This is a genomic window from Microbispora sp. NPDC049633, assembly GCF_040675265.1.
In the GTDB taxonomy this organism is placed as follows: Bacteria; Actinomycetota; Actinomycetes; order Streptosporangiales; family Streptosporangiaceae; genus Microbispora; species Microbispora maris.
In genome coordinates this window covers 37,320-59,833 of sequence record NZ_JBFAOO010000005.1, presented here as the reverse complement: position 1 = coordinate 59,833, position 22,514 = coordinate 37,320, and the positions used below count along the sequence as shown (strand labels likewise).

The 22,514-nt window shown below is 70.9% G+C and carries 22 protein-coding genes; 15 read left to right on the top strand and 7 right to left on the bottom strand.

All coding sequences use genetic code 11. The annotated features are described in order from the left end of the window. The first annotated feature begins 2 nt into the window (after positions 1-2). Genes AB0J39_RS02880 through AB0J39_RS02870 form a run of 3 tightly spaced genes read left to right on the top strand, consistent with a single transcriptional unit; the run spans position 3 to position 2,826 of the window. Positions 3-899 (top strand): sugar ABC transporter permease, encoded by an 897-nt coding sequence (locus AB0J39_RS02880; RefSeq protein WP_363461200.1) that lies wholly within the window; start codon positions 3-5, stop codon positions 897-899. Then, positions 899-1,780: a carbohydrate ABC transporter permease gene (locus AB0J39_RS02875; protein WP_363461154.1), complete on the top strand. Its 882-nt coding sequence runs from the start codon at positions 899-901 to the stop codon at positions 1,778-1,780. The genes AB0J39_RS02880 and AB0J39_RS02875 overlap by 1 nt, the downstream gene beginning before the upstream one ends. 44 nt (positions 1,781-1,824) lie before the next feature. Further along, positions 1,825-2,826, top strand: a complete 1,002-nt coding sequence (locus tag AB0J39_RS02870) for a LacI family DNA-binding transcriptional regulator (protein ID WP_363461152.1) — start codon at positions 1,825-1,827, stop codon at positions 2,824-2,826. 57 nt (positions 2,827-2,883) lie between these two features. On the opposite strand, the gene AB0J39_RS02865 is transcribed toward AB0J39_RS02870, so the two are convergent. Beyond that, positions 2,884-3,384 (bottom strand): helix-turn-helix domain-containing protein, encoded by a 501-nt coding sequence (locus AB0J39_RS02865; RefSeq protein WP_363461150.1) that lies wholly within the window; start codon positions 3,382-3,384, stop codon positions 2,884-2,886. A 100-nt stretch (positions 3,385-3,484) separates the two neighbouring features. Between AB0J39_RS02865 and AB0J39_RS02860 the strand changes: the two genes are divergently transcribed. The 7 genes from AB0J39_RS02860 (at position 3,485) to AB0J39_RS02830 (ending at position 9,211) form a co-directional block, all read left to right on the top strand. Next, positions 3,485-4,951, top strand: a complete 1,467-nt coding sequence (locus AB0J39_RS02860) for an MFS transporter (RefSeq protein WP_363461148.1) — start codon at positions 3,485-3,487, stop codon at positions 4,949-4,951. A 22-nt stretch (positions 4,952-4,973) separates the two neighbouring features. Then, the gene (gene sigJ / locus AB0J39_RS02855; protein ID WP_363461146.1) at positions 4,974-5,879 is read left to right on the top strand and encodes an RNA polymerase sigma factor SigJ; all 906 of its coding nucleotides are present in this window, start codon (positions 4,974-4,976) and stop codon (positions 5,877-5,879) included. Next, on the top strand, positions 5,876-6,328 hold the full coding sequence (locus AB0J39_RS02850; protein WP_363461145.1) for a carboxymuconolactone decarboxylase family protein: 453 nt from the start codon (positions 5,876-5,878) through the stop codon (positions 6,326-6,328). The genes sigJ and AB0J39_RS02850 overlap by 4 nt, the downstream gene beginning before the upstream one ends. A gap of 270 nt (positions 6,329-6,598) precedes the next feature. Next, positions 6,599-6,766: a hypothetical protein gene (locus AB0J39_RS02845; RefSeq protein ID WP_169984569.1), complete on the top strand. Its 168-nt coding sequence runs from the start codon at positions 6,599-6,601 to the stop codon at positions 6,764-6,766. 77 nt (positions 6,767-6,843) lie between these two features. Next, positions 6,844-7,482: a pyridoxamine 5'-phosphate oxidase family protein gene (locus tag AB0J39_RS02840; protein WP_363461143.1), complete on the top strand. Its 639-nt coding sequence runs from the start codon at positions 6,844-6,846 to the stop codon at positions 7,480-7,482. A gap of 150 nt (positions 7,483-7,632) precedes the next feature. Continuing rightward, complete coding sequence (locus AB0J39_RS02835) at positions 7,633-8,202, top strand: peroxidase-related enzyme (RefSeq protein ID WP_363461141.1); 570 nt, start codon at positions 7,633-7,635, stop codon at positions 8,200-8,202. A 64-nt stretch (positions 8,203-8,266) separates the two neighbouring features. After that, complete coding sequence (locus tag AB0J39_RS02830) at positions 8,267-9,211, top strand: hypothetical protein (RefSeq protein WP_363461139.1); 945 nt, start codon at positions 8,267-8,269, stop codon at positions 9,209-9,211. A gap of 3 nt (positions 9,212-9,214) precedes the next feature. Here AB0J39_RS02830 and AB0J39_RS02825 read toward each other — a convergent pair whose 3' ends face one another. Then, positions 9,215-10,279, bottom strand: a complete 1,065-nt coding sequence (locus tag AB0J39_RS02825; RefSeq protein ID WP_363461137.1) for a cobalamin-independent methionine synthase II family protein — start codon at positions 10,277-10,279, stop codon at positions 9,215-9,217. Positions 10,280-10,497: 218 nt separating this feature from the next. Here AB0J39_RS02825 and AB0J39_RS02820 point away from each other — a divergent pair, with 218 nt between their 5' ends. After that, positions 10,498-10,932 (top strand): YbjN domain-containing protein, encoded by a 435-nt coding sequence (locus tag AB0J39_RS02820; RefSeq protein ID WP_363461135.1) that lies wholly within the window; start codon positions 10,498-10,500, stop codon positions 10,930-10,932. A 45-nt stretch (positions 10,933-10,977) separates the two neighbouring features. Here the strand turns inward: AB0J39_RS02820 and AB0J39_RS02815 are convergent, their stop codons facing one another. Next, positions 10,978-11,604, bottom strand: coding sequence for an NAD(P)-binding domain-containing protein (locus AB0J39_RS02815; RefSeq protein WP_363461133.1), 627 nt, complete (start codon positions 11,602-11,604; stop codon positions 10,978-10,980). A gap of 42 nt (positions 11,605-11,646) precedes the next feature. Further along, a complete protein-coding gene (locus AB0J39_RS02810; RefSeq protein ID WP_363461131.1) occupies positions 11,647-12,108 on the bottom strand; it encodes a MarR family transcriptional regulator in 462 nt (153 codons plus the stop codon). Positions 12,109-12,236: 128 nt separating this feature from the next. Here AB0J39_RS02810 and AB0J39_RS02805 point away from each other — a divergent pair, with 128 nt between their 5' ends. Both AB0J39_RS02805 and AB0J39_RS02800 read left to right on the top strand, forming a co-directional pair. Beyond that, positions 12,237-13,748 carry an MFS transporter gene (locus AB0J39_RS02805; protein WP_363461129.1) on the top strand — a complete coding sequence of 504 codons (1,512 nt, stop codon included), beginning with the start codon at positions 12,237-12,239 and terminating at the stop codon, positions 13,746-13,748. 11 nt (positions 13,749-13,759) lie between these two features. Then, positions 13,760-14,566, top strand: a complete 807-nt coding sequence (locus AB0J39_RS02800; RefSeq protein ID WP_363461127.1) for an alpha/beta hydrolase — start codon at positions 13,760-13,762, stop codon at positions 14,564-14,566. 435 nt (positions 14,567-15,001) lie between these two features. Here AB0J39_RS02800 and AB0J39_RS02795 read toward each other — a convergent pair whose 3' ends face one another. Together AB0J39_RS02795 and nrdR are read right to left on the bottom strand one after the other, a co-directional pair. Further along, positions 15,002-17,890, bottom strand: coding sequence for a vitamin B12-dependent ribonucleotide reductase (locus AB0J39_RS02795; RefSeq protein WP_363461125.1), 2,889 nt, complete (start codon positions 17,888-17,890; stop codon positions 15,002-15,004). A gap of 120 nt (positions 17,891-18,010) precedes the next feature. Further along, complete coding sequence (gene nrdR, locus AB0J39_RS02790; RefSeq protein ID WP_363461123.1) at positions 18,011-18,475, bottom strand: transcriptional regulator NrdR; 465 nt, start codon at positions 18,473-18,475, stop codon at positions 18,011-18,013. A gap of 432 nt (positions 18,476-18,907) precedes the next feature. Here nrdR and lexA point away from each other — a divergent pair, with 432 nt between their 5' ends. Both lexA and AB0J39_RS02780 read left to right on the top strand, forming a co-directional pair. Continuing rightward, on the top strand, positions 18,908-19,624 hold the full coding sequence (lexA, locus tag AB0J39_RS02785) for a transcriptional repressor LexA (RefSeq protein WP_363461198.1): 717 nt from the start codon (positions 18,908-18,910) through the stop codon (positions 19,622-19,624). Between the two features lie 89 nt (positions 19,625-19,713). Further along, positions 19,714-20,808 (top strand): aminotransferase class I/II-fold pyridoxal phosphate-dependent enzyme, encoded by a 1,095-nt coding sequence (locus AB0J39_RS02780; RefSeq protein WP_363461121.1) that lies wholly within the window; start codon positions 19,714-19,716, stop codon positions 20,806-20,808. 9 nt (positions 20,809-20,817) lie between these two features. Here AB0J39_RS02780 and AB0J39_RS02775 read toward each other — a convergent pair whose 3' ends face one another. Then, positions 20,818-22,449 carry a cellulase family glycosylhydrolase gene (locus AB0J39_RS02775; protein WP_363461119.1) on the bottom strand — a complete coding sequence of 544 codons (1,632 nt, stop codon included), beginning with the start codon at positions 22,447-22,449 and terminating at the stop codon, positions 20,818-20,820. Between the last annotated feature and the right edge of the window lie 65 nt (positions 22,450-22,514).

Genomic DNA, 22,514 nt, shown 5'->3' with positions numbered 1-22,514 from the left:
CGATGCGATCCCCGAAGACAGGCGCTCGCGCCGGCCGCACGGGCGCCGCGCCCTACCTGTTCCTCGCCCCGGCCATGGCGTTGTTCACGCTCTTCATGGCCCTGCCCATCGGCTACACGATCTATCTGAGCCTGCGGCGCACCAAGGTCTCCGGCCTGGGACTCGGCAAGGGGGCCCGTACGGAGGTCTTCGCCGGGCTCGCCAACTACGCGGCCGCCGTCGGCGACGGCGAGCTGTGGGCCGGCTGGCTGCGCGTCCTCGGATACGGCGCGCTGGTGCTGGTGCTGATGCTGGGGCTCGCCCTCGTGTTCGCGCTCATGCTCGACGCCGCGCACGTGCGGCTCGCCCGCCTCACCCGGATCTCGATCTTCCTGCCGTACGCCGTGCCCGGCGTGGCCGCGACGCTGATGTGGGGCTTCCTCTACCTGCCCAGCCTCAGCCCGTTCGGTGAGCATCCGTTCCTGAGCGCCGGCCTGGTGACGTTCTCGATGGCGAACGTCGCGGTCTGGGGCGGCACCGGCTTCAACATGCTGGTGCTCTACACGAACCTGCGGGCCGTGCCGCGGGAGTACTACGAGGCGGCCAGGATCGACGGCGCGAGCGAGCTGGGCATCGCGCTGCGTGTCAAGATCCCGATCCTGGTCCCGTCGATCATCCTGACCACCGTGTTCTCCGTCATCGCGACCGTCCAGGTGTTCACGGAACCGACCACCCTTCGGCCGCTGACGAACACGATCAGCTCGACCTGGAGCCCCCTGATGAAGGTGTACCGCGACGCGTTCGTCACCGGCGACCTCTACTCGGCCGCCGCGACATCCATGGTGATCGCCGGGATCTCCCTCGTCCTGTCGTTCGGCTTCCTGCGGATCGTGAAGAACCGCGCGTTCGGGGAGGGCTGATGGCCGCCACCGCGCTGCCGCGAAGCCGCGGCCACGCCCGGCCGACGCCGCGCCGGCCGCTGGGGATCGTGCCGACCGGGGTGCTGGTGCTGGGCGCGATCTACACCCTGTTCCCGGTGAGCTGGGTGGTGGTCGCGGCCACCAAGTCGAAGGCCGAGCTGTTCTCCACCTCGACGTTCGCGCCCGGGACCGGCCTGCTGTCCAACCTGACCGACCTGTTCGCCTACCGCGACGGCGTCTTCTGGCTCTGGCTGCTCAACACCCTCCTGTACGCCGGGGGCGGCGCGGTCCTGTCGACCGCGGTGTCCACCGTCTCGGGCTACGCCCTCGCCACGTACGACTTCCCGGGACGAAATCTGATCTTCAACCTGCTCATCGGCGGCATCCTCGTGCCGTCGGTGGTGCTGGCGATCCCGCAGTATCTGCTGTTCTCCAAGGCCGGCCTGGCCGACACGTACTGGTCGGTGCTGTTGCCCCAGATCCTGCATCCGTACAGCATCTACCTGGCCCGGATCTACGCCAGGGCCGCGATCCCGGGCTCGCTGCTGGAGGCGGGCCGGCTCGACGGCGCGAGCGAGTGGCGGCTGTTCCGCCAGGTGGCGCTGCCGATGATGACGCCGGGCATGGTGACGATCTTCCTGTTCCAGTTCGTCGCGATCTGGAACAACTTCCTGCTGCCGTTCATCATGCTGGGCGACGACCACAGGTTCCCGCTGACGGTCGGCCTCTACACGCTGCTCGCCGCGGGCGCCAACCAGCCGTCGCTGTACAACCTGATCATCACGGGGACGATGCTGTCGCTCATCCCGCTGATCGCGCTGTTCCTCACGATGCAGCGCTACTGGCGTACGGACCTGTCCGGCGGGGCCGTGAAAAGCTGATGCGCACGGGGAAACACGCTGATCGGCGGGGGGAAAATACGTCTATGGCGAAACGTCCGACCATCCACGACGTGGCCGCGGCGGCGGGCGTCTCCCGGGGCACGGTCTCCCGGGTGCTCAACGACGACCGGTACGTGAGCCCCGCCGCCCACGCCGCCGTCCGCCGGGCCATCGCCGAGACCGGGTACGTCGTCAACCGCGCCGCCAGGAGCCTGGTCACCCAGCGGACCGGGTCGGTCGTGATGGTCCTGTCCGAGCCGCACGAGAAGCTGTTCGAGGACCCCAACTACAGCGTGATGATCCGCACGGCCATCAAACGCCTGGCCGAGCGCGACGTGTCCCTCGTCGTCATGCTGGCCGGCGACGACGGGGACCGCGAGCGGGTGCTCCGCTATGTGCGCGGCGGCCACGCCGACGGCGTGTTCCTGATGTCCACGCACGCCGGCGACACGCTCGTGGACGCCCTGGTGGAGACGAAGGTCCCCGCCGTGGCGCAGGGCGCGGTCATCGGACGGGAGACCACGATCCCCTACGCGGCGGCCGACGACCGCGAGGGCGCCCGGCAGATGACCCGCTACCTGGTCGAGCAGGGCCGCAGGAGGATCGCCACGATCACCGGCCCGATGGACACCCCCGGCGGCATCCAGCGTCTGGAGGGCTTCGCCGACGTGCTCGGCAGGAAGGCGTCCAGGAGGCTCATCGAGCACGGCGACTGGACCCAGCTCAGCGGCGAGAGCGCGATGGCGCGGCTGCTGGAACGCACGCCCGACCTCGACGCCGTCTTCGTGGCCTCCGACCTCATGGCGGCCGGCGCGCTGTCCACGCTGCGCGCGGCCGGGCGCCGGGTGCCCGACGACGTGGCCGTGGGAGGCTTCGACGACTCGTCGGTGGCCGCCACCACGCATCCGCCGCTGACCACCGTCCGCCAGCCGCTCGCCGAGGTCGCGCAGGAGACCGTACGGCTCCTGCTCACGCTCATCGACGGCGGCGGCCCGGTGGACCCGGTGATCCTGCCCACCCGCCTCGTCGTGCGGGAATCTGCCTAGTAGGTCGCGTACCGGGCCGGCGCACGCTCGCGCTCGTCCGGGCACCCGTACCGACGGTCAGCCCCTGATCGGCAGGACCGCGCGCGCGACGGCCAGGCGTTCGGCCTCTTCGCGCTCGGCGGCCTCCTGCTCGGCGGCCACGCGCCGGTCGTAGGCGGCGCGCGCCGCGGCGATGGCGTTCTGGTGCTCCTCGGTCCAGACGACCAGGGCACGGATGGTGGCGTGCAGAGTCGCGCCCATCGGCGTCAGCGCGTAGTCCACACGCGGAGGGACCGTCGGGTACACCGTCCGGCTGACCAGTCCGTCCCGCTCCAGGTGCCGCAGCGTGCGGGCCAGCATCCGCTGGCTGACCCCGTCGATCGCGCGGCGCAGCTCGGTGAAGCGCAGGCTCCGCTTGTCGAGCAGCGCGATCACCAGGAGCGACCACTTGTCGGCGATGCGGTCGAGGATCTGCCGCACCTCGCAGTCCGCGCGCTGGTCCCATTGGAGGACGTCGTCGTCGACGCCGGTATTCGCGCAGTAACCGAGGGACTGAGGAGTGCCGTCTTCCACAGTCACCGATAGTGCCTGAGGATGCAGTCGGTTACATGAGGGAACCGGCAGGCACTCGGGGAACCGCTCCGGGGCCGGTTCCCCGACGAGATGGAGCCGGACTCCGATGTCCAATTCCGTGGGCGGAATCGCCGCCCGGCAGCCGGCCCGCATGACCGCCCGCATGACGGGACGCGCATGGGGCGTGCTGATGGTGTTGTGCGGCGCGATCTTCCTGGAGGGGATCGACGTGGCGATGCTGAACGTGGCGCTGCCGTCGATCCGGGCCGATCTGGGCCTGTCCACCGGGATGCTCAGCGGCGTCGTCAGCGCCTACGTGCTCGGCTACGGCGGGTTCATGCTGCTCGGTGGGCGCGCCGCCGACCTGCTGGGGCACCGGCGGATGTTCCTGCTGTGGCTGGCCGTCTTCCTGGTCTTCTCCGGGCTCGGCGGGTTCGCCACTCAGGGCTGGATGCTGCTGGCCGCACGGTTCGTCACGGGGGTCGCGTCCGCGTTCATGGCGCCCGCCGGGTTGGCGCTGGTCACCTCCAACTTCCCCGAGGGACCGCTGCGCACCAAGGCGCTCGGCGTGTACGCGGGCACGGCGGCGGGCGGGTTCTCGCTCGGCCTGGTCGCCGGCGGCGTGCTCACCGCGTTCGGCTGGCGGTGGGTGTTCTTCGCGCCGGTCATCCTGTCCGCGCTGATCCTGGCGGCCGCGCTGGTCCTCGTCCGTGACACGGGCGGCGAGCGCCCCTCGGGCGGATTCGACCTGGCGGGGGCGTTCGCCGTCACGGGAGCCATGTTGCTGCTGGCGTACGGGGTGGTCCGGTTGGAACACCCCGGCGACGGCCCCGGCCTGACCGCCGGCGCGATCGCGGCGGGGCTGGTGCTGCTGGGGGTGTTCGCCGCGATCGAGCGGCGGTCGTCGTCGCCCCTGGTGCGGCTGGGCATCCTGCGCACCGCGCCGCTCGTGCGGGTGAACGCGGCGGCGCTGTTGTTCCTGTTCGCGTTCGCGGGGTTCCAGTTCCTGATCACCCTGTACCTCCAGGATTGGCGTGGCTGGAACACGATGCAGACCGGCCTGGCGATGCTGGTGATCGGCATCGACACGGTGCTCGCGCCGACGCTGACGCCGCGCCTGGTGAACCGCTTCGGCAACACGCGGGTGCTGTTCGGCGGCATCGTGCTCGCGGCGGTCGCGTACGCGCTCTTCCTGCCCGTGGGGATGGACTGGACCTACGCCGCCATGCTCCCGGCGCTGCTCCTGCTCGGCCTGTCCTTCTCTCTGGCGTACGGCCCGCTGACCATGGCCGCGACGGAGGGCGTCGACGAGGACGAGCACGGCCTGGCGGGCGGCCTGCTCTACACGGCGATGCAGTTCGGCACCGCGCTCGGGCTGTCGGCCGTCACCGCCGTCAGCGTCGCGGCCGGACCGGGATCGGACGCGCTGCGGACCGCGCTGGCCGTCCCGGTGGCGGCGGCGGTGCTCGGCGCGGTGGTCGTCGCGTTCGGCCTGCGCGCCTCCGGAGGTTCCCCGGCGCCGGCTCAGGACGCCCCGCGAGCGCAGCCGCCGCGGAGGGATGTCACACACTGAGGAGGTGTCCCGTCCTCAGGGTGTGAACGACCATGAAAGCGCGGGGACCGGCCTGGACGCCGAGTTCCAGGCGCTGCGGCCCCGGCTGCTCGGCGTCGCGTACGGCCTGCTCGGCAGCCTGGACGAGGCCGAGGACGTGGTGCAGGACGCCTGGCTGCGGCTGCGGACCGCCAAGGCCGCGGCCGGCGACGAGATCAGGGACGTGACCGGGTGGCTGGTGGTCACGGTCTCCCGGCTCGCCCTCGACGTGCTGCGCTCGGCGCGGCGTCGCAGGGAGGAGTACGTGGGGCCGTGGCTGCCCGAGCCCGTCCTGATGGGGCCCGACCCCGCCGAGCGGGTGACTCTGGACGAATCGATGAGCATGGCCATGCTCGTCGTGCTGGAGTCGCTCAGCCCGGCCGAGCGGACCGCCTTCGTGCTGCACGACGTGTTCGGCCTGACGTTCGCCGAGGTGGGCGCGGCGGTCGGGCGCAGCCCGGCCGCCTGCCGGCAGCTCGCCGCACGGGCACGGGCGCACGTCGCGTCCCGCGCGCCCCGGTTCGACGTGGACCCCTCCAAGCACCGGCGGGTGGTGGACGCCTTCGCCCGGGCCTGCCTGGGCGACGACATCGACGCGCTGCTCGCGCTGCTCGACCCCGGCGTCGTGCTGCGCAGCGACGGCGGCGGTCTCGTGACCGCGGCGCGGCGGCCGATCCTCGGCGCCGCCAAGGTGGCCAGGCTGCTGATCGGCATCCACCGGTGCGGGCACGTACTGGTCCCGGCCACCGTCAACGGCGGGCCGGGGCTGCTGCGCTACCGGGACGACCGGCTGGTGACGGTGATCGGGCTCACCGTCGCGCACGGCCGGGTCACCGCCGTCGACATGGTCCTCAACCCGGACAAGCTCGCCCGCGTGACGCGGGCCGACGAGACGAGGAGATCACGATGACCGCGAGGATCGATGTCCAGAGGCTGGCTCCCGAGGCGTACCGGGCCATGCTCGGGGTGGAGCGCTTCCTGCACGAGTGCGCCGTGCCGCCCGCGACCCTGGAACTGATGAAGATCCGGGCGAGCCAGATCAACGGCTGCGCCTTCTGCGTGGACATGCACTGCCGGGACGCGAAGAAGGCCGGGGAGAGCGACGAGCGGCTGTGGTCGGTGGCCGCGTGGCGCGAGGCGCCGTACTACACCGACGCCGAGCGGGCCGCGCTCGCGCTGACCGAGGCCGCGACCCGGCTCGCCGACCGGCCCGACCCGGTGCCGGACGAGGTCTGGCAGGAGGCGGCCGAGCACTACTCCGAGGAGCAGCTGGCCGCGCTGGTGGTGGCGATCGCGCAGATCAACGCCTGGAACCGGCTCTCCGTGATCAGCCGGAAGGTCCCCGGCACGATGGTCTGACCGGTCTGTCCCCGAAAACCGGAAGACGATGGCAGGCGGGACGAATAGTCTTCCTACGTCACGGAAGGAGGAGGCCATGAGACGCACCAGGATCCGCAAGCCGCTCCGCATCCGCCGTCCCGCCGCCGATCTCGACCTGCGCACCCCCTCCGGCCGGCTGCTTCCCTACTGAGACCCGCGTGACAGCGGAGGCTTTACGCCGGTTTTACCGAGTCTCCGATATCTATTCCGACAAGGTCACGGAACCATCACGGTCGGGGGGTAATGAACATGGTCACGGTGGTGCCGTCGCTCGCCAAGGTCAGGGACATCAGGACCGCGCTGCGCCGCAGGCCCAGGAGGGACAGAGGGGACAGGAAGATCGTCGACCTCCGGGCCTACACGGGCGGGAATGTCATCCGGTTCCCGAGGACGTCCGGACCGACGTCGGCCGCCTGATCCGGTCCGTCACAGCGATCCCACGGCCCGCCCGGCGTCTCCGTCGGGCGGGCCGTTTTCTGGTTGGATGTCGCCTCATGAGTGAATTGTCCGCGACGGAGCGGACCCGGCACCGTCGTTTGCGGGAACAGGGCCGCACCGAGCGGGAGGCGCTGTTCGAGGTGCTCCGGGCCGGGTTCGTCTGCCACCTCGGCGTCGTCGTGGACGGCGACCCCATGGTGGTGCCGACGGTCTACGGCTTCGACGACGCCCAGCTGTACGTGCACGGCTCGGTGGCCAGCCGCAGCCTCACCCGGGGCACGACGATCTGCGTGACGATCACCCATGTCGACGGCCTCGTGCTGGCCCGGTCGGTCTTCGAGCACGGCGTCAACTACCGCAGCGCGATGATCTACGGCGTGCCGCGCGTGCTGGAGGACGACGAGAAGCTCGCCGCCCTGCGGTGCCTGACCGAGCACGTCGCTCCGGGCCAGTGGGACCACGCCCGGCAGCCGAACCGCAAGGAACTGGCCGCGACGACCATCCTCGCGGCCCCCCTCGACGAGGCGTCGGTCAAGGTGCGCGAAGGCCACCCGGACGACGCGGACGACCCGCACGGCGTGTGGGCGGGCGTTCTGCCGCTCACCCTGTCGTGGCAGGCCCCCGTGACCGATCCGCACGCCGCCGCCCACCCCGTCCCGCCGCACATCCTGGCCCGCACCGGCCTGCCGTACTGACCGTCGCCGCGACGGACGGCGGCCGCGGCGAGGATCTCACGGCCGCTCGTCGGCAGGGTGAGCACAACGGAGGTTGACCGGACGATCTTTCTCGCCGACGCTGCTTGGGGAGACGCCCGTCCCCCTTCCCCCGCCAGCAAGGGAGCGTCCATGCCCCACATCGCCCTCGGATCCGACGCGCCGGGGATCCGCGGCCTGTTCGCCTTCCGCCCCGAGACCGCCCAGCCGCTGAACGCGCTCGCCGAGGTGCTGCTGCGCGGCGACAACACTCTCTCCCGGGGCGAGCGCGAGTTGATCGCGGCGTACGTGTCGTCGCTCAACGAGTGCCGTTACTGCTTCTCCTCGCACGCCGCGTACGCCGCCGCCCAGTTGCCCGAGGGGATGACGCTGGTCGAGCAGGTGCGCGCCGACCTCGACTCCGCACCGGTCACGCCCAAGATGCGGGCCCTGCTGCGCATCGCGGCCTCCGTGCAGCGCGGCGGCAGGGAAGTGAGCGAGGAGCAGATCGCCGCGGCGCGCGCCGAGGACGCGACCGACACGGAGATCCACGACACCGTGCTCATCGCCGCCGCCTTCTGCATGTTCAACCGGTACGTCGACGGCCTGGCCACGATCGCGCCCGACGACCCCGAGTCGTACGCCGCCCGGGCCGAGCGGATCGTCGCCAACGGCTACCTGGCGCTCTTCGCCGAGATGCAGGCCGCCGCCGGGCGGTCCTGACCTTCCCTCCGCAGCTCCCGATCGCACCTCCCCCGTCACGTCCTCGTCCGGAGAAGGGTGTTCCATGGCTCGGACCCTGCCGCTTCCCACCTCCCCGTCCCTCTCGCGCTCCGACGGCGTGCCCCGGCGCCGCGGCCTGATCATCGTCCTCAGCGTGCTGGCCGGCGCGCTCATCGCCGCCCTCTGGTCGTTCCGGTTCGTGGACAGCGTGATCGGCGACAACGTCGCCAACACCCTGCTCGGCTACGACGCCAAGGAGACGGCCATCGGCGGTCTCGCCGCGGGCACCGTCTTCGCGTTCGTCTCGGGCCTGGCCGGGACGTTCACCGCGTGCAACATCGCCGTGTTCGGCGCGATCGCACCGATGGCCGGCTCTCCGGACGCGCACAGCCGCAGACTCGGGGCCGTGCTGCGCCCGCTCAGCAGGCTCGCGCTCGGCATGGTCGTCGTCTCCGCGGTGTACGGCGCGGTCGGGGCGCTGCTCGGCGACCGGCTTCCTCAGCTGTCCGCCGTGCAGACGGACTCCGGTCTGCCGCCCCGGCTGATCCAGGCGTCCGTGGTCTTCGGGCTGATCGGCCTGGCTTTCGTCTACCTCGGCCTGGCGGCCCTGCGCGTCGTGCCCGATCCGTTCACCCGCCTGTCCGGCCGGTTCCCGCACGCCCGGCTCGTCGTCGTCGGCGCGCTGATCGGCGGGTTCCTCGTCGGCCGCCCGTTCCCGCTGTTCCACAAGCTGTTCGAGTACGCCGCGGCGACGCGCAACCCGTTCTACGGCGCCGCCGTCTTCGTCCTGCAGTCCCTCGGCAACATCACCTTGATGGCCGTGCTCTTCGTGGTGCTCCTCTACGCGACCAGGGGCCGTTTCACGCAGTGGCTCACGGCGTCGCCCGCGCGGATCGCGGCGGTCACCGCCGTGACCTTCCTGGTCGTCGGCGCCTTCACGTTCCTCTACTGGGACGTACGGCTGCCCGCGATGTTCGGCTACGGATGGTTCCCGACGGCCTCCTGGTAGCGCTTACAGCCCGAGCGCCTGTTCGGCGAGCCTGGTGCCCTCCAGCCGCGCGGTGATCTTGGCGAACGCCGTCTCCCGCGACGTCGAGGCGTCGTCGGCGAACGGCGCGAAACCGCAGTCGTCACAGGTGCCGAGCCGCTCGGGCGGCAGGTGCCGGGCCGCCTCCAGAACGCGGTCGCGCACCTGCTCGGCTGCCTCCACCACGGGATCGATCGGGTCGATCACTCCCACGAAGATCCGTGCCTCGGCCGGGAGCGTTTCCGCGATGACGCGGAGCACCCGCTCCCGGTCGGGCTCGCTCGCGAGCTGGACGTAGAAGCTGCCCGCCCGGAGCCGGAAGAACGTGGGGAGCAGCAGGGCGTAATCGACGTCGGCGCTGTGTGTGGAGTCCAGGTCGCCGCCGGGGCAGGTGTGCACGCCGATCCGGGCGCGCTCGGCCGCGGTGAAGCGCTCGAGCACCCGGTTGTTCAGGGCGACGAAGGCGTCCAGCAGGCCGCCCGAGGGGTCGAGCTTGAGCGACAGACGACCCTCGGTGAAGTCCAGCTGCACCATGTGGGCTCCCGCCTCGAGGCACCTGCGGATGTCCGCCTCGGCCTCGTCGACCAGGTCGTCGAGGAAGACTTCGCGGGGATAGCCGTCGACCCCCTCTGCCGGGTACAGCAGGCTCAGTGCGGAGGGCGCGACGACGGCCTGCTTGACCGGCAGGTCCGTGTGCCGACGGGCCGTCCGCAGGTACGCGTCGGCGTGGGTCGCGTAGCGGAACGGCCCTTCGGTGAGCCGCGGCAGCTGACGCGTGTGCCCGTCGGCGAACGGGATGACCGCACCGTCCGGCGCGAGCGTGCCGAGCCCGGCGACCGGGTAGGTGGCGAAGCTCGGCTTGGCCTGCTCACCGTCGACCAAGACCGGGCAACCGAGCCGCTGCAGCCTGCGGATGGTGTCGGCGGTCGCCTCCTCCTGCCGCGCGGCGAGTTCGTCATCCTCGACCCGCCCCGCGGCATGGTCGGCCAGGGCGGTCAGCAGCGTCGCGGGACGGGGGATGCTGCCGATGGGTTCGGTGGGGATGCTCATGTCGTGATCGTATGGTCACCCCACGTGCCCCATCAATCACAGAGTGGTAAGCACGGCTACCACAAGCACTGCGCCTCGACCTCATGACGCTTCACCGCGAAGCCGAGCGGCCGGACGGCGAGCCCGAACAACCGGGCTCTGTGCTCGCCGGACTCCTCGGCAGTCTCCCTTGTCCCATCCCCCACTGCGGGACCGAGCCGATGCGGCAGGATGGGACCGTGACGCCTTCCCCAGCGGTCGTACAGCCCGACCGGGATCTCCTCGAGGAGATCCTCGACGAGCTGGACATCGAGCACACCATAGACGCCGAGGGCGATCTGGCGATCTCCACCGCCCATCTCACGATCTTCTTCCTGTTCGGCAGGGAAGGAGATCTCTTCACCGTACGCACCTTCTACGACAGGCCGCACTCGGTGGACGACAAGCCGATGCTGCTCACGGCGCTCAACGAGTGGAACGCCGACACGATGTGGCCGAAGGTGTACACGTTCACCCAGGACAACGGCGACATCCGCCTCGTCGGCGACTCGCAGGTCTACATCGGGGCCGGCGTGACCAGGGAGCACCTGACCACGATGGTGGCCCACTGGGTCAGGTTCTCGATCAAGTTCTACCGCTGGCTCACCGACCGGATCGCCTTCGAGACCGACTGAACGGGCGACCGGCGGCCCGGCCGCACGCCGGGCCGCCGTCCGGCGTCAGCCGCGGCTCAGGGCGTCGCGCAGCTCGGCGGCGTTGAGCCGCGGACCGTAGGCGGGCTTGTCCCGCTGGAACCGCCGTCCCTCCGCCAGCGGCCCGGCGTCGACCACGTCGAAGCCGAAGGAGTCGATCAGTTCGGCGACCGCCTTCTTGGCCTCGGCGTCGTCGCCCGCGATGGGCAGCGCCCGCCGGTTCTCCGTGCCGGCGGCCTGCCCTTGCTCGGCGAGATGGACGTAGTTGATGGCGTTGAACGCCTTCACGACCCGCGACCCCGGCAGGTGCGCCGCGAGCAGCTCACTGTCGGTGGTCTCCCCCGCGTCCAGCTCGGGGAAGTGACCGTCCCGCTCGAAGTAGTAGTTGTTCGTGTCGATCACGACTTTGCCGTCCAGCGGCTCGACCGGCACCTCGCGGTACCGCCCGAAGGGGATCGTGACGACCACGATGTCCCCCGCCTCCGCGGCCTCGGCCGCGGTCGCGGCGCGTGCGTCCGGGCCCAGCCCGGCGACGAGTTCGGAGAGCGTCTGCGGCCCACGGGAGTTGCTCAGCACCACCGAGTGCCCGGCGTCGACCGCCAGCTTCGCGAGGGTGCCGCCGATCTTCCCGCTGCCGATGAATCCGATGACCATGGCTGCGGCAACACGCCCGCCCCCGGTCTCATTCCCCCGGTCTCATCCGTCTGGCGGCCTGTCCTCCAGGATGACGACGGCACGTTCGAGCAGGTCCCGCAGCCGGTCGGCCTCGTCGGGCGTGAAGGCGTCCACGAGCCGGCGCTCCACCGCCACGGCCGCGGCGTCGGCCTTGCGCAGCAACGCCTGCCCGGCGCGCGTGAGACGGGTCACGAGCACCTGGGCGTGATCGCTGGAGGGACGCCGCTCCACCAGCCCGCGCGACTCCAGCGTCTTGAGCACGGTCGTCATGCTCTGCGGGGTCACCGAGCAGTATCGCGCGAGCTTCGCCCCCGAGATGCCGGGGGCGAGCGACAGCGCGTACATCGCCGCGTACTGCGGGACGGTCAGCTCGAACGGCCGCAGCACTCGGGTCTTCTCCGCGATCAGCGCCTGCTCGGCGCGCTTGATGGCGTTGCCCGGCCGCCACGCCACCGCGTCGGCGATCCTCTCCTCGGCTCCCATCCACCCTCCCCCGTCCACCAGGGTTCTGACATGCGGACCGTATCACCGGTTTGACAGCCTTTCCCCTATTCATCCATGCTCTGATGACCATCAGGGTTTTTATGGTTATCAATCTTCGGATGGTAGTGATGTCCCCGCGATACTCCGGTCCGCCCCGCCGGGCGTCCTCCCTCGCCGTGATCTGCGCCGCCGTGCTGCTCGTCCCGGTGACCGCCACGGGCACCGCCGTGGCGCTCGGCGACATCGGCGCGGATCTGCGCACCGGACTGGACGCCACACAGTGGGTGGTCAACGCCTTCTTCCTCACCTTCGCCGCGTTCATGGCGAGCACCGGGGCGCTGGCCGACCGGGTCGGCCGGCGCAGGATGTTCGCCCTCGGCACCGGCGTCTTCGCGGCGTCGATGCTCCTGGCCGCCACCGCCCCGGACGTCGGCGTCCTGGTCGCCGCGAGGGCGCTGGCGGGGGTGGGCGCCGCCGCGGCCTCCACCGGCGGCACCGCCCTGCTCGCGCACGCCTACCCGGCGGGCCCCGGCAGGACCAGGGCGTTCGCCTGGTTCGGCACGACGCTCGGCCTGGGACTGGCCTTCGGTCCGTTGATCGCGGGAACGCTGGTCGGCGCAGTCGGCTGGCGCGGACTGTTCGCGGCCGCGGCGGTGACGCTGCTCCCGGTCCTGCCGCTGAGCGTGGTGCTGGAGGAGTCGCGGACGGTCCCCGGCGGACCCATGGACTGGGGCGGCGCGGCGGCCTTCACCCTCGCACTCGCCGCCTTCACCTTCGGCGTGATCGAGGGCCCCGCGCTCGGCTGGACGCACCCCGCCGTGGCGGCCGCCTTCGCGGCCTGCGCGATCCTGGCCGCGGCCTTCGCCATGGCCGAGCGGCGCCATCCCGCGCCGCTGGTGGACCTGTCGCTGCTGACCCGTCCCCGGTTCGCGGCGATCACGTCCATGCCGTTCCTGCTGGCCTTCGGCTTCGTCGCGCTGACGATCGCGCTCCCGCCGTACCTCATGGCCACCTCCGGCTACTCGGCCGGGCAGGCGGGGCTGACGCTGATGCTGCTGACCGGGCCGACGCTGGTCATGCCGCCCGTCACCGGCGTCCTCGCACGCCGCCTGCCGCACCGCGTCCTGCTCGTGGCCACGCTGCTGCTCGTCGCCGCGGGGACCGCGTTGCTGGCCACCGTCCCCGCCGGGGCGGGCCCGGTGCGGCTCGCCGCGCCGCTGGTGCTGATCGGGGCGGGGTTCGGCCTGTCGCTGGCCGTGGTCGACGGCGCGGCCGTCTCCTCCGTCGAGCCCGCGCGGGCCGGAATGGCGGCCGGGCTGTTCAACACGGCCCGGATCACCGGCGAGGTCGTCGCCATCGCCGTGCTCGGCGCGGTGCTGTCCACGCTCACCCGGGCGAGCCTGACCGGCCGGTACGGCGAGGCGCGGGCGGCCCTGGCGACATCGCGCCTGCTCCAGGGCGACATCGCAGGCGCCGTTCCGGCGGGAGCGGGGCGGCTGGAGTTCGCCCGCCTCGCGAGCGCCGGCTACGCGGACGCGCTGCACACCGCCCTGTGGCTGCTGACCCTGTTGTCCCTGGCCGGCGCGCTCGCCGTCGGCCTCCTGATGTCCGTGCGCGAACCCGCGCGGATCACCTCCTGAAAGGAACGATCATGCCCGTCGTCACCGTCGGCTCCAGCACCGTCGGCTACCTCGTCACCGGAACCGGACCCGGCCTCGTGCTGGTGCACGGAACCGGCGCCACCGGCGAGACCAACTGGGCTCCCCTCATCGAGGCCGTCGCCGGCCGCTTCACCGTGGTCGCCCCCGACCTGTCGGGCTCGGGCGCCACGGTCGACGAGGGCGGCCCGATCCACGTGGAGGACCTGGTCGCCCAGGTGCTCGGTGCGGCCACACACGCCGGCCTGGAGCGGTTCCACCTGGTCGGCCATTCGCTCGGCGCCGTCGTGGCGCTGGCGGCGGCCGGCACCCGGCCGGACAGGGTGCTGTCGCTGACCGCGCATGCCGGATGGGCCAGGACCGACCCGTGGATGGCCTTCCAGATGGACCTGTGGATCCGCCTGGTGCGTACCGACAGGGCACTGCTCGCCCGGCTGCTCCAGGTCACCGCGATGGGCGACGCCACGCTGCGCGCCCGCTCGGCGGAGGACTTCGAGCAGGCCGCCGCCGCCTTCACCGCCTCCCTCGACGGCGCGGAGGAGGGGTTCGCCCGGCAGGCGCGTGCCGACATCGCGGTCGACATCACGGAGCTGCTGCCGCGTGTGACCGCCCCGACGCTGATCGTCTCCAGCGCCGGCGACCGCATCGTGCCGCCGCACCACCAGCGTGAGCTCGCCCGGCTCATCCCGCACGCCGAGCTCGTGACCGTCCCCGGCGGTCACGGTCTGCCGTTCGAGGACCCCGCCGCGTTCACCGCCGTCATCACCGAGCACCTGGACCGCGCGGCCGCGACGGTCTGAGGAAACACGAGGGGGCCGGCCACTCGCCGGTCCCCTTTCGCTCGCGGGGTCGCGCGCGAAGGTGTCGACAACGCTACTGAGCCTTCGCCAGGTCCCAGAAGGACCGGTAACGAAGGGCGCCCGGCAGCCACGGCGCGAGGAAACCAGGCCGGCTCCGGGCTCGAGGTCACGGAGCCAGCCGACTTTCGCGGCAGGCAGATAGCCGAATTCCTCGTCGCCCCAGCCTTCGGCGAACAGGAGGAACTGCCGATAGCTCGGCGGCAGGCTCGTGCCCAGCCGGTCTTCGAGGTGACCGACTTCTGACTCCGTGGCCGGGGGGTGGAGACGGCCTCGCCGTGGAGGCGGCAGCAGCGCCACAGGGAACCGGGCCGTGGCCCGGTTCCCTGTTCACTGCTTCGGCGCTGTCACGCCTGTTCCACCTGGAACATCACTTCGTCAGCTGCAACCGCTGGTGCTGCCGCAACCCTCGCAGACGTAGCAGCTGCCCGCGGGCCGCATCTTGGTGCCGCAGGTCATGCACAGCGGCGCGTCGGCCGTACGGCCCTGATGGCTCTCCAGCGAGGCGCCGGCCCGGCGCGGCTCGGGCACCGCGACCGGCGCGGGCTGCCCGGCGGACGGCCCCTCGGCGGGCTTGGCCTCGATCGACGCCGGCTGGCCGTTCTCGATGGGCGCGGACTGCGCCAGGGCGGCGGTGTCGACGTCCTGGAGCGCGGCCGGGTCCTCCCCGCGCTGCTGCGCGGCCCGCTCGGAGGCGGAGAAGATGCCCAGGGCCGCCCGGTCCTCGTACGGCAGGTAGTCGAGCGCGAGCCTCCGGAAGATGTAGTCCATCACGGACTGCGCCATCCGGACGTCGGGGTCGTCGGTCATCCCGGCCGGCTCGAACCGCATGTTGACGAACTTCTGCACGTACGTGTCCAGCGGCACGCCGTACTGGAGGCCGATCGAGATCGCCACGGAGAACGCGTCCATCACGCCCGCGAGGGTGGAGCCCTGCTTGGACATCTTGAGGAAGACCTCGCCCAGCCCGTCGTCGGGGTAGGACGACGCGGTCATGTAGCCCTTGGCGCCGCCGACCGTGAAGCGGGTGGTGATGCTGGGCCGCTGGTTCGGCATCCGCCGCCGGGTCGGCCTCGCGACCTCGACGACCTGGACGACCGGCTCCTTCTCCGCGGTCTCCTGGGAGGCCTCCTCCGGGGTCTTCTTGGCGACCGACAGCGGCTGCCCGACCTTGCAGTTGTCGCGGTAGACGGCCAGGGCCTTGAGGCCGAGCTTCCAGCCCTGCAGGTAGACCTGCTCGATGTCGTCCACGGTGGCCGACTCGGGCAGGTTCACGGTCTTGGAGATCGCACCGGACAGGAACGGCTGGACGGCCGCCATCATGCGGACGTGGCCCATCGGGGCGATGGCCCGCTCGCCCATCGCGCAGTCGAACACCTCGTAGTGCTCGGGCCGCAGGCCGGGGGCGTCCACGACGTGGCCGTGCTCGGCGATGTACTCGACGATGGCCTCGACCTGCTCCTCGAGGTAGCCGAGCCGGCGCAGCGCCCGCGGGATCGTCTGGTTGACGATCTGCATCGAGCCGCCGCCGACGAGCTTCTTGAACTTGACCAGCGCTAGGTCGGGCTCGATGCCGGTGGTGTCGCAGTCCATCATCAGGCCGATGGTGCCGGTCGGGGCGAGCAGCGACGCCTGGGCGTTGCGGTAGCCGTTCTTCTCGCCGAGCCGCAGGCACTCCTGCCACTGCCGGGTGGCCTCGGCGTGCAGGGCCTTGTCCATGTCCTCGAGCGTGCGCAGGTCGTCGTTGGCCGCGGCGTGCTTGCGCATGACCCGCTTGTGCGGCTCGGCGTTGCGCTGGTAGCCGTCGTACGGGCCGACGATCCCGGCCATCTCGGCCGAGCGGCGGTAGGACACGGCGGTCATCAGCGAGGTGATCCCGGCCGCGATGGCCCGGCCGCCGTCGGAGTCGTACGCGTGGCCGGTCGCCATCAGCAGCGCGCCCAGGTTGGCGTAGCCGATGCCGAGCTGGCGGTACGCCCGGGTGGTCTCTGCGATCTTCTGCGTCGGGAAGTCGGCGAAGGTGATCGAGATGTCCATCGCGGTGATGATCAGCTCGGTGACCTTGACGAAGTTCGCGACGTCGAAGCTGTCGTCGTCGCGCAGGAACTTCAGCAGGTTGATCGACGCGAGGTTGCACGAGGAGTTGTCCAGGTGGACGTACTCCGAGCAGGGGTTGCTGGCCGTGATGCGCCCGGTCTCGGGGCAGGTGTGCCAGTCGTTGATCGTGTCGTCGTACTGCACGCCGGGGTCGGCGCACTCCCAGGCGGCCTGGGCCATCTTGCGGAACAGCGAGCGGGCCTCGACCTCCTCGATGACCTCGCCGGTCAGCCGGGCCCGCAGGCCGAACTGCCCGCCGGCCTCGACGGACCGCATGAACTCGTCGGAGACACGCACCGAGTTGTTGGCGTTCTGGTACTGGACGGACACGATGTCCTTGCCGCCGAGGTCCATGTCGAACCCGGCGTCGCGCAGCGCGCGGATCTTGTCCTCCTCGCGCGCCTTGGTCTCGATGAACTCCTCGATGTCGGGGTGGTCCACGTCGAGGACGACCATCTTGGCCGCCCTGCGGGTGGCGCCGCCCGACTTGATGGTGCCGGCGGAGGCGTCGGCGCCGCGCATGAAGGAGACCGGGCCGCTGGCCGTGCCGCCGCTGGACAGCAGCTCCTTGGACGAGCGGATGCGGGAGAGGTTGACCCCGGAGCCCGAGCCGCCCTTGAAGATGACGCCCTCTTCCTTGTACCAGTCGAGGATCGACTCCATCGTGTCGTCCACGGCCAGGATGAAGCAGGCGCTCACCTGCTGGGGCGAGCGGGTGCCGACGTTGAACCACACCGGCGAGTTGAAGCTGAAGACTTGGTGGATCAGCGCGTGCTTGAGCTCGTGGTCGAAGATCTCGGCGTCCTCGTCGGAGGCGAAGTAGCCGTTCTCCAGGCCGGTCCTGGTGTAGACGCCCACCACCCGGTCGACGAGCTGCTTGAGGCTCGACTCACGCTGCGGGGTGCCCACCGCCCCGCGGAAGTACTTGGTGGTGACGATGTTGGCCGCGTTGACCGACCAGAAGTCGGGGAACTCGACGCCGTGCTGCTCGAAGTTGACCGAGCCGTCCCGCCAGTTCGTCATCACGACGTCGCGCCGCTCCCAGCGGACCTCGTCGTACGGGTGGACGCCCGGGGTGGTGAAGACGCGCTTCATCTTCAGGCCCTTGCGCGGGCGCTTGCCCCCCCGGCCCCCCGTACCCGATACGGTGCCGCTCACGGTCTCCGTCATGACTTCCCCCTCCCAGGGCCCGATGGAGCCCCTTCTCCGGACCACGCTCGTTACAACCACATCGTCGCGCCGCGCCGTCGCGCGCCGCCGTCCGCCTCGTCCCGGTCCCCCGGAAGGCGCCTACTTCTCGCCCCCCGGGCCGTGGGCCGCACGGAGCCGCTCGATCTCCGCCTCGAAGTCCGCCAGCGTCTCGAAGCTGCGGTAGACCGACGCGAAGCGCAGGTAGGCCACCTCGTCGAGGTCGCGGAGCGGACCGAGGATGGCCAGACCCACCTCGTGGGAGGCGATCTCGGCCGCGCCGGTGCCCCGGATGCTCTCCTCGACCCGCTGCCCGAGCTGAGCGAGGGAGTCCTCGCTGACCGGGCGTCCCTGGCAGGCCCGCCGCACGCCGGCGACGACCTTCTCCCGGGAGAACGGCTCGGTGACCCCGCTGCGCTTGCTCACCATCAGCAGCACCGTCTCCTGGGTGGTGAACCTGCGCCCGCATTCTGGGCAGGTGCGCCGGCGACGGATCGCTGCCCCGTCCTCGGCGGCGCGGCTGTCCACGACCCGCGTGTCCGGGTTGCGACAGAACGGACAGTGCACTCCATCGCCTCCCTGAACGCCCATCCCGAACACAAGGTGTGGTGAACTTACACCGGTGTGACTACTAGATGTTGTGGTCCAACCGTAGAAGTGCCCGACCTTGAACGCAAGTCGAACCGGCCTTGGGAGGGGAAGTGCCTGTTCGGCGCGCGTGTCGCGCCTCCGGTCACGGCCGCCTCACCTGCCCCGCCGGTCGCGGAATAGGCCCTTTACGGCGCCTTTCCTCGCCGATTTCCGCATGGCCTCTGACCTGGACGTACATCGGCCCTGGAAGATCGGGTAAATCGAACACGGGATCGATCGAACTCCCGTACGATGAGGGGAACGGCGAGATCGGCGATTTCGCTGGATATCGAACAATTGTTTGACGGTGATCTTGAATCGCGGTACGGTCGCTCTGTGCGACATGAGGAACACGGATTGAGAGGTGGCATCGTGGGTGACCGAAGTGAGCAAGCGGATGGCGTCAGCGACCTCGCGGTTCGCAGGCGCGACTCGCTTGGCCTCACCCCCAGGCAGCGGAAGATCCTCGAGGTGATCCGCGACTCGGTCCAGCAGCGCGGCTATCCGCCGTCCATGCGGGAGATCGGGGAGGCAGTCCAGCTGACGAGCACCTCCAGCGTGTCGCACCAGCTCACGGCGCTCCAGCGTAAGGGTTACCTCCGGCGCGACCCGCACCGCCCCCGCGCCCTGGAGGTCCGGCTGCCCGGAGAGCCGGTGCTGTGGGTGGATCCGGACGCCACCACGGAGGAGGAGGCCGGGTTCAGCCGTCCGACGGCCGCCTACGTGCCGCTGGTCGGCCGCATCGCCGCCGGTGGTCCCATCCTCGCCGAGCAGAGCATCGAGGACGTGTTCGCCCTGCCCAAGCAGCTCGTGGGCGAGGGCACCCTGTTCCTGCTCCAGGTCTCCGGCGACTCGATGATCGAGGCCGCCATCGCCGACGGCGACTGGGTCGTGGTGCGGCAGCAGCCGGTCGCCGACAACGGCGACATCGTGGCCGCCATGATCGACGGCGAGGCCACCGTGAAGACCTTCAAGCGCAAGGACGGGCACGTGTGGCTGGTGCCCCACAACCCCAACTACGAGCCGATCCCCGGTGACGAGGCGACCGTGCTCGGCAAGGTCACGGCCGTCCTGCGCAAGCTGTGACGGCGTCGGCGCCCCGCGGCACGACGTGCCGCGGGGCGCGACGACCACCCCTTTCCGCTGGTCACTAATTCGCAATTAGGGTGAGTCGGGTGAATCTCGACTCGCTGTCGTTGGATGCGGCCCGCCGCCGTGACGGAATCAAATGGGCCCACGCCGCGTCCGGCGTCATCCCCGCCTGGGTCGCCGACATGGACTTCCCCGTGCCCGACGCGGTCACGGAGGCCATCGCGAGACGCGCCGCCACGGATCTCGGCTATCCCGCCTGGCTGGACGAGCCGACCGCCGGGCCCCTGGCGGAGGCGTTCGCCGAGCGCATGGAGGCGCGGTACGGCTGGCGAGCGGATCCGGCCCACGTGCGGTCCTACACGGACCTCAACCAGGCCCTCCAGGTGCTGCTGCACGTCATGACCGACCCCGGCGACGCCGTGGCGCTGCACGTGCCGGCCTACGACCCCTTCCTCGGCACGATCACCGGGATGAACCGCCGCCTGGTGCCCATGCCGCTCACGGCCGACGGCAGGTTCGAGGTCCCCGGCGAGCCCGTCCGGGTGCTCCTGCTGGTCAACCCGCAGAACCCGTCGGGCCGCTCGTTCACCCGTGAGGAGCTCGAGGCGGTCGCCGCGTACGCCGACCGGCACGGCACGCTGGTGATCGCCGACGAGATCCACGCGGACCTGACGTACGCCCCGGCCCGGCACATCCCGTTCGCCACGATCCTTCCCGAGCGCACCGTCACGCTGACCTCCGCAAGCAAGGCCTTCAACATGGGCGGCCTGCACTGCTCGGTGGCCCACATCGGCGCGAAGGACGCCAGGGACGCGCTCGGCCGTCAGCCCGCCCACATCTACGGGGCGCCCAGTGTCCTCGGCGTGGAGGCCACGGTGGCCGCCTGGCGGCACGGCGACGCGTGGCTGGAGGAGGTGCTGGCGATTCTCGACCGCAACCGCAGGCGCATCGCCGAGCGGCTCCCGTCGGTCGGGTACCGCATGCCCGAGGCCACCTATCTCGCGTGGCTCGACTTCGGCGTGCCCGGCGCGGCGCACTTCCTCGAGCGGGAGGCCCGGGTCAAGCTCAACCCGGGCCCGAACTACGGAGGCGGCGACACCTTCGCCCGCCTCAACTTCGCGACGTCGGCGGCGATCCTGGAGGAGATCCTGTCCAGGATCGCCGCCGCGCTGGCGTGAGGCGCCCGCTCAGCTCGCCGTGCAGCTCACCGAGGACGGAACGCCGTTGCTGCCGGACCAGCTGCCGTTGAAGCCGAACGTGGTCGAGGCCCCGGCCCCGAGCGCGCCGTTGTAGGACAGGTTCGTCACGGTGACGTTGGCGCCGCTGGCGCTGAGCGTGCCGTTCCAGAGCTGGCTGATGCTCTGGCCGTTCGGGAAGGCCCACTTCACGGTCCAGCCCGAGATGGCCGAGTTGCCGGCCTTCACGGTGACATCGCCCTGGAAGCCGCCGGGGTACTGGTTGGCGACCTTGTACGTGGCGGTGCAGGTCTTGCCACCCCCGGACGACGGTGACGCCGACGGGGACACCGGCGGCGACACCGAGGGGGACACCGGCGGCGACACGCTCGGCGAGACCTGCGGCGAGGGCGACACCGGCGGGTTGCCGCCCACCGGCGGGATGAGGTACGGCGAGATGATGCTCTGCTTGGCCTGGTCGACCGTGGCCCAGTCGTCCTTCAGGATGCCGCCCGTGTCACCCGAGTTGGGGTTCCACGACCAGTAGGTGAAGGACATGCCGTTCACTCCGGTGCCCATGTACTTCATGAGCTCCTGGAGCCAGACCTTGTCGATGTTGCTGGCCAGCGTGGTGCCGAACTCGCCGACCATGATCGGGGCGATGTTCTGCTTGTACAGGTAGCCCCAGTACTTGTCCCAGATGGCCGGCATGTTGGCCGGGTAGTTCGGGTCGTCGAACCAGTTCTGGTGGAAGACCGACGTGGCGTACTCGTGCGGCGAGTAGACGAGCCGGTTGGCCACGTTGAGCCGTACGGGGAACTGGCCGGCCTTGGTGAGGTTGCCGCCCCACCAGCCGCAGTCCTCGTCGTTGCTGGGGTCGTTGTCCCAGATGTTGGACAGGCCGCCGCTCGGGCAGCTCACGCCCTCCACGAAGATCAGCCAGTTGGGCTGCACGGACAGGATCGCGTTGCCCGCCCGCTCGGCCGCCAGGCGCCAGTCACGCGACTGGTCGCCGCAGCCCCAGCAGGAGCCGGTCGCGTTCGGGTTGGTGCCGTCCGCGTGCGGCTCGTTGTGCAGGTCCGCCCCGATGACGGTGGGGTTGCCGGCGTAGTGCTGGGCCAGCGACTTCCAGTTGCTGATCCAGGTCGACTCGGGGACGCCGGAGGTGTACCACAGGGCGGTCTGGCCCGCGCTGGTCGGCCGGTGCCGGTCGAGGATGATGCGCATACCCTTCTGGCCCGCGTAGTCCACGACCTTGTCGAGGATCTGCAGCGGCGACAGGCCGATCAGGTCGGGGTTGGAGGCGGTGTTGACGCTCGTCGCCTGCGCGCCCGGCTTGAGCGCGTCGTCGGAGAACGGCACCCGCAGGGTGTTGTAGCCCAGGTTCGCCATGAGATCGATCTGGCTCTTCCACGGGTTGTTCGCCCACAGACCGTGGAAGGTCTTGTTGTCGGTCTCCATGCCGAACCAGTTGATGCCGGTCAGCCGGACCGTGGCGCCGGTGCTGTCGACGATCTTGTTTCCGCTGGTGTGCAGGTAGCCGGTGCCCGTGCCGGCGGCGTTCGCCGGCGTACCGGTGACGACGAGAACGGTCGCCGCCATCGCGGCGGCGGTCGCCAGCCCGCCGATGATGCGTCTGTACAAGACGTGCCTCCCACGCGGGGCGCACGCCGACGGTGAGCCATACGGTCAGGCGCGCACCCCAGACC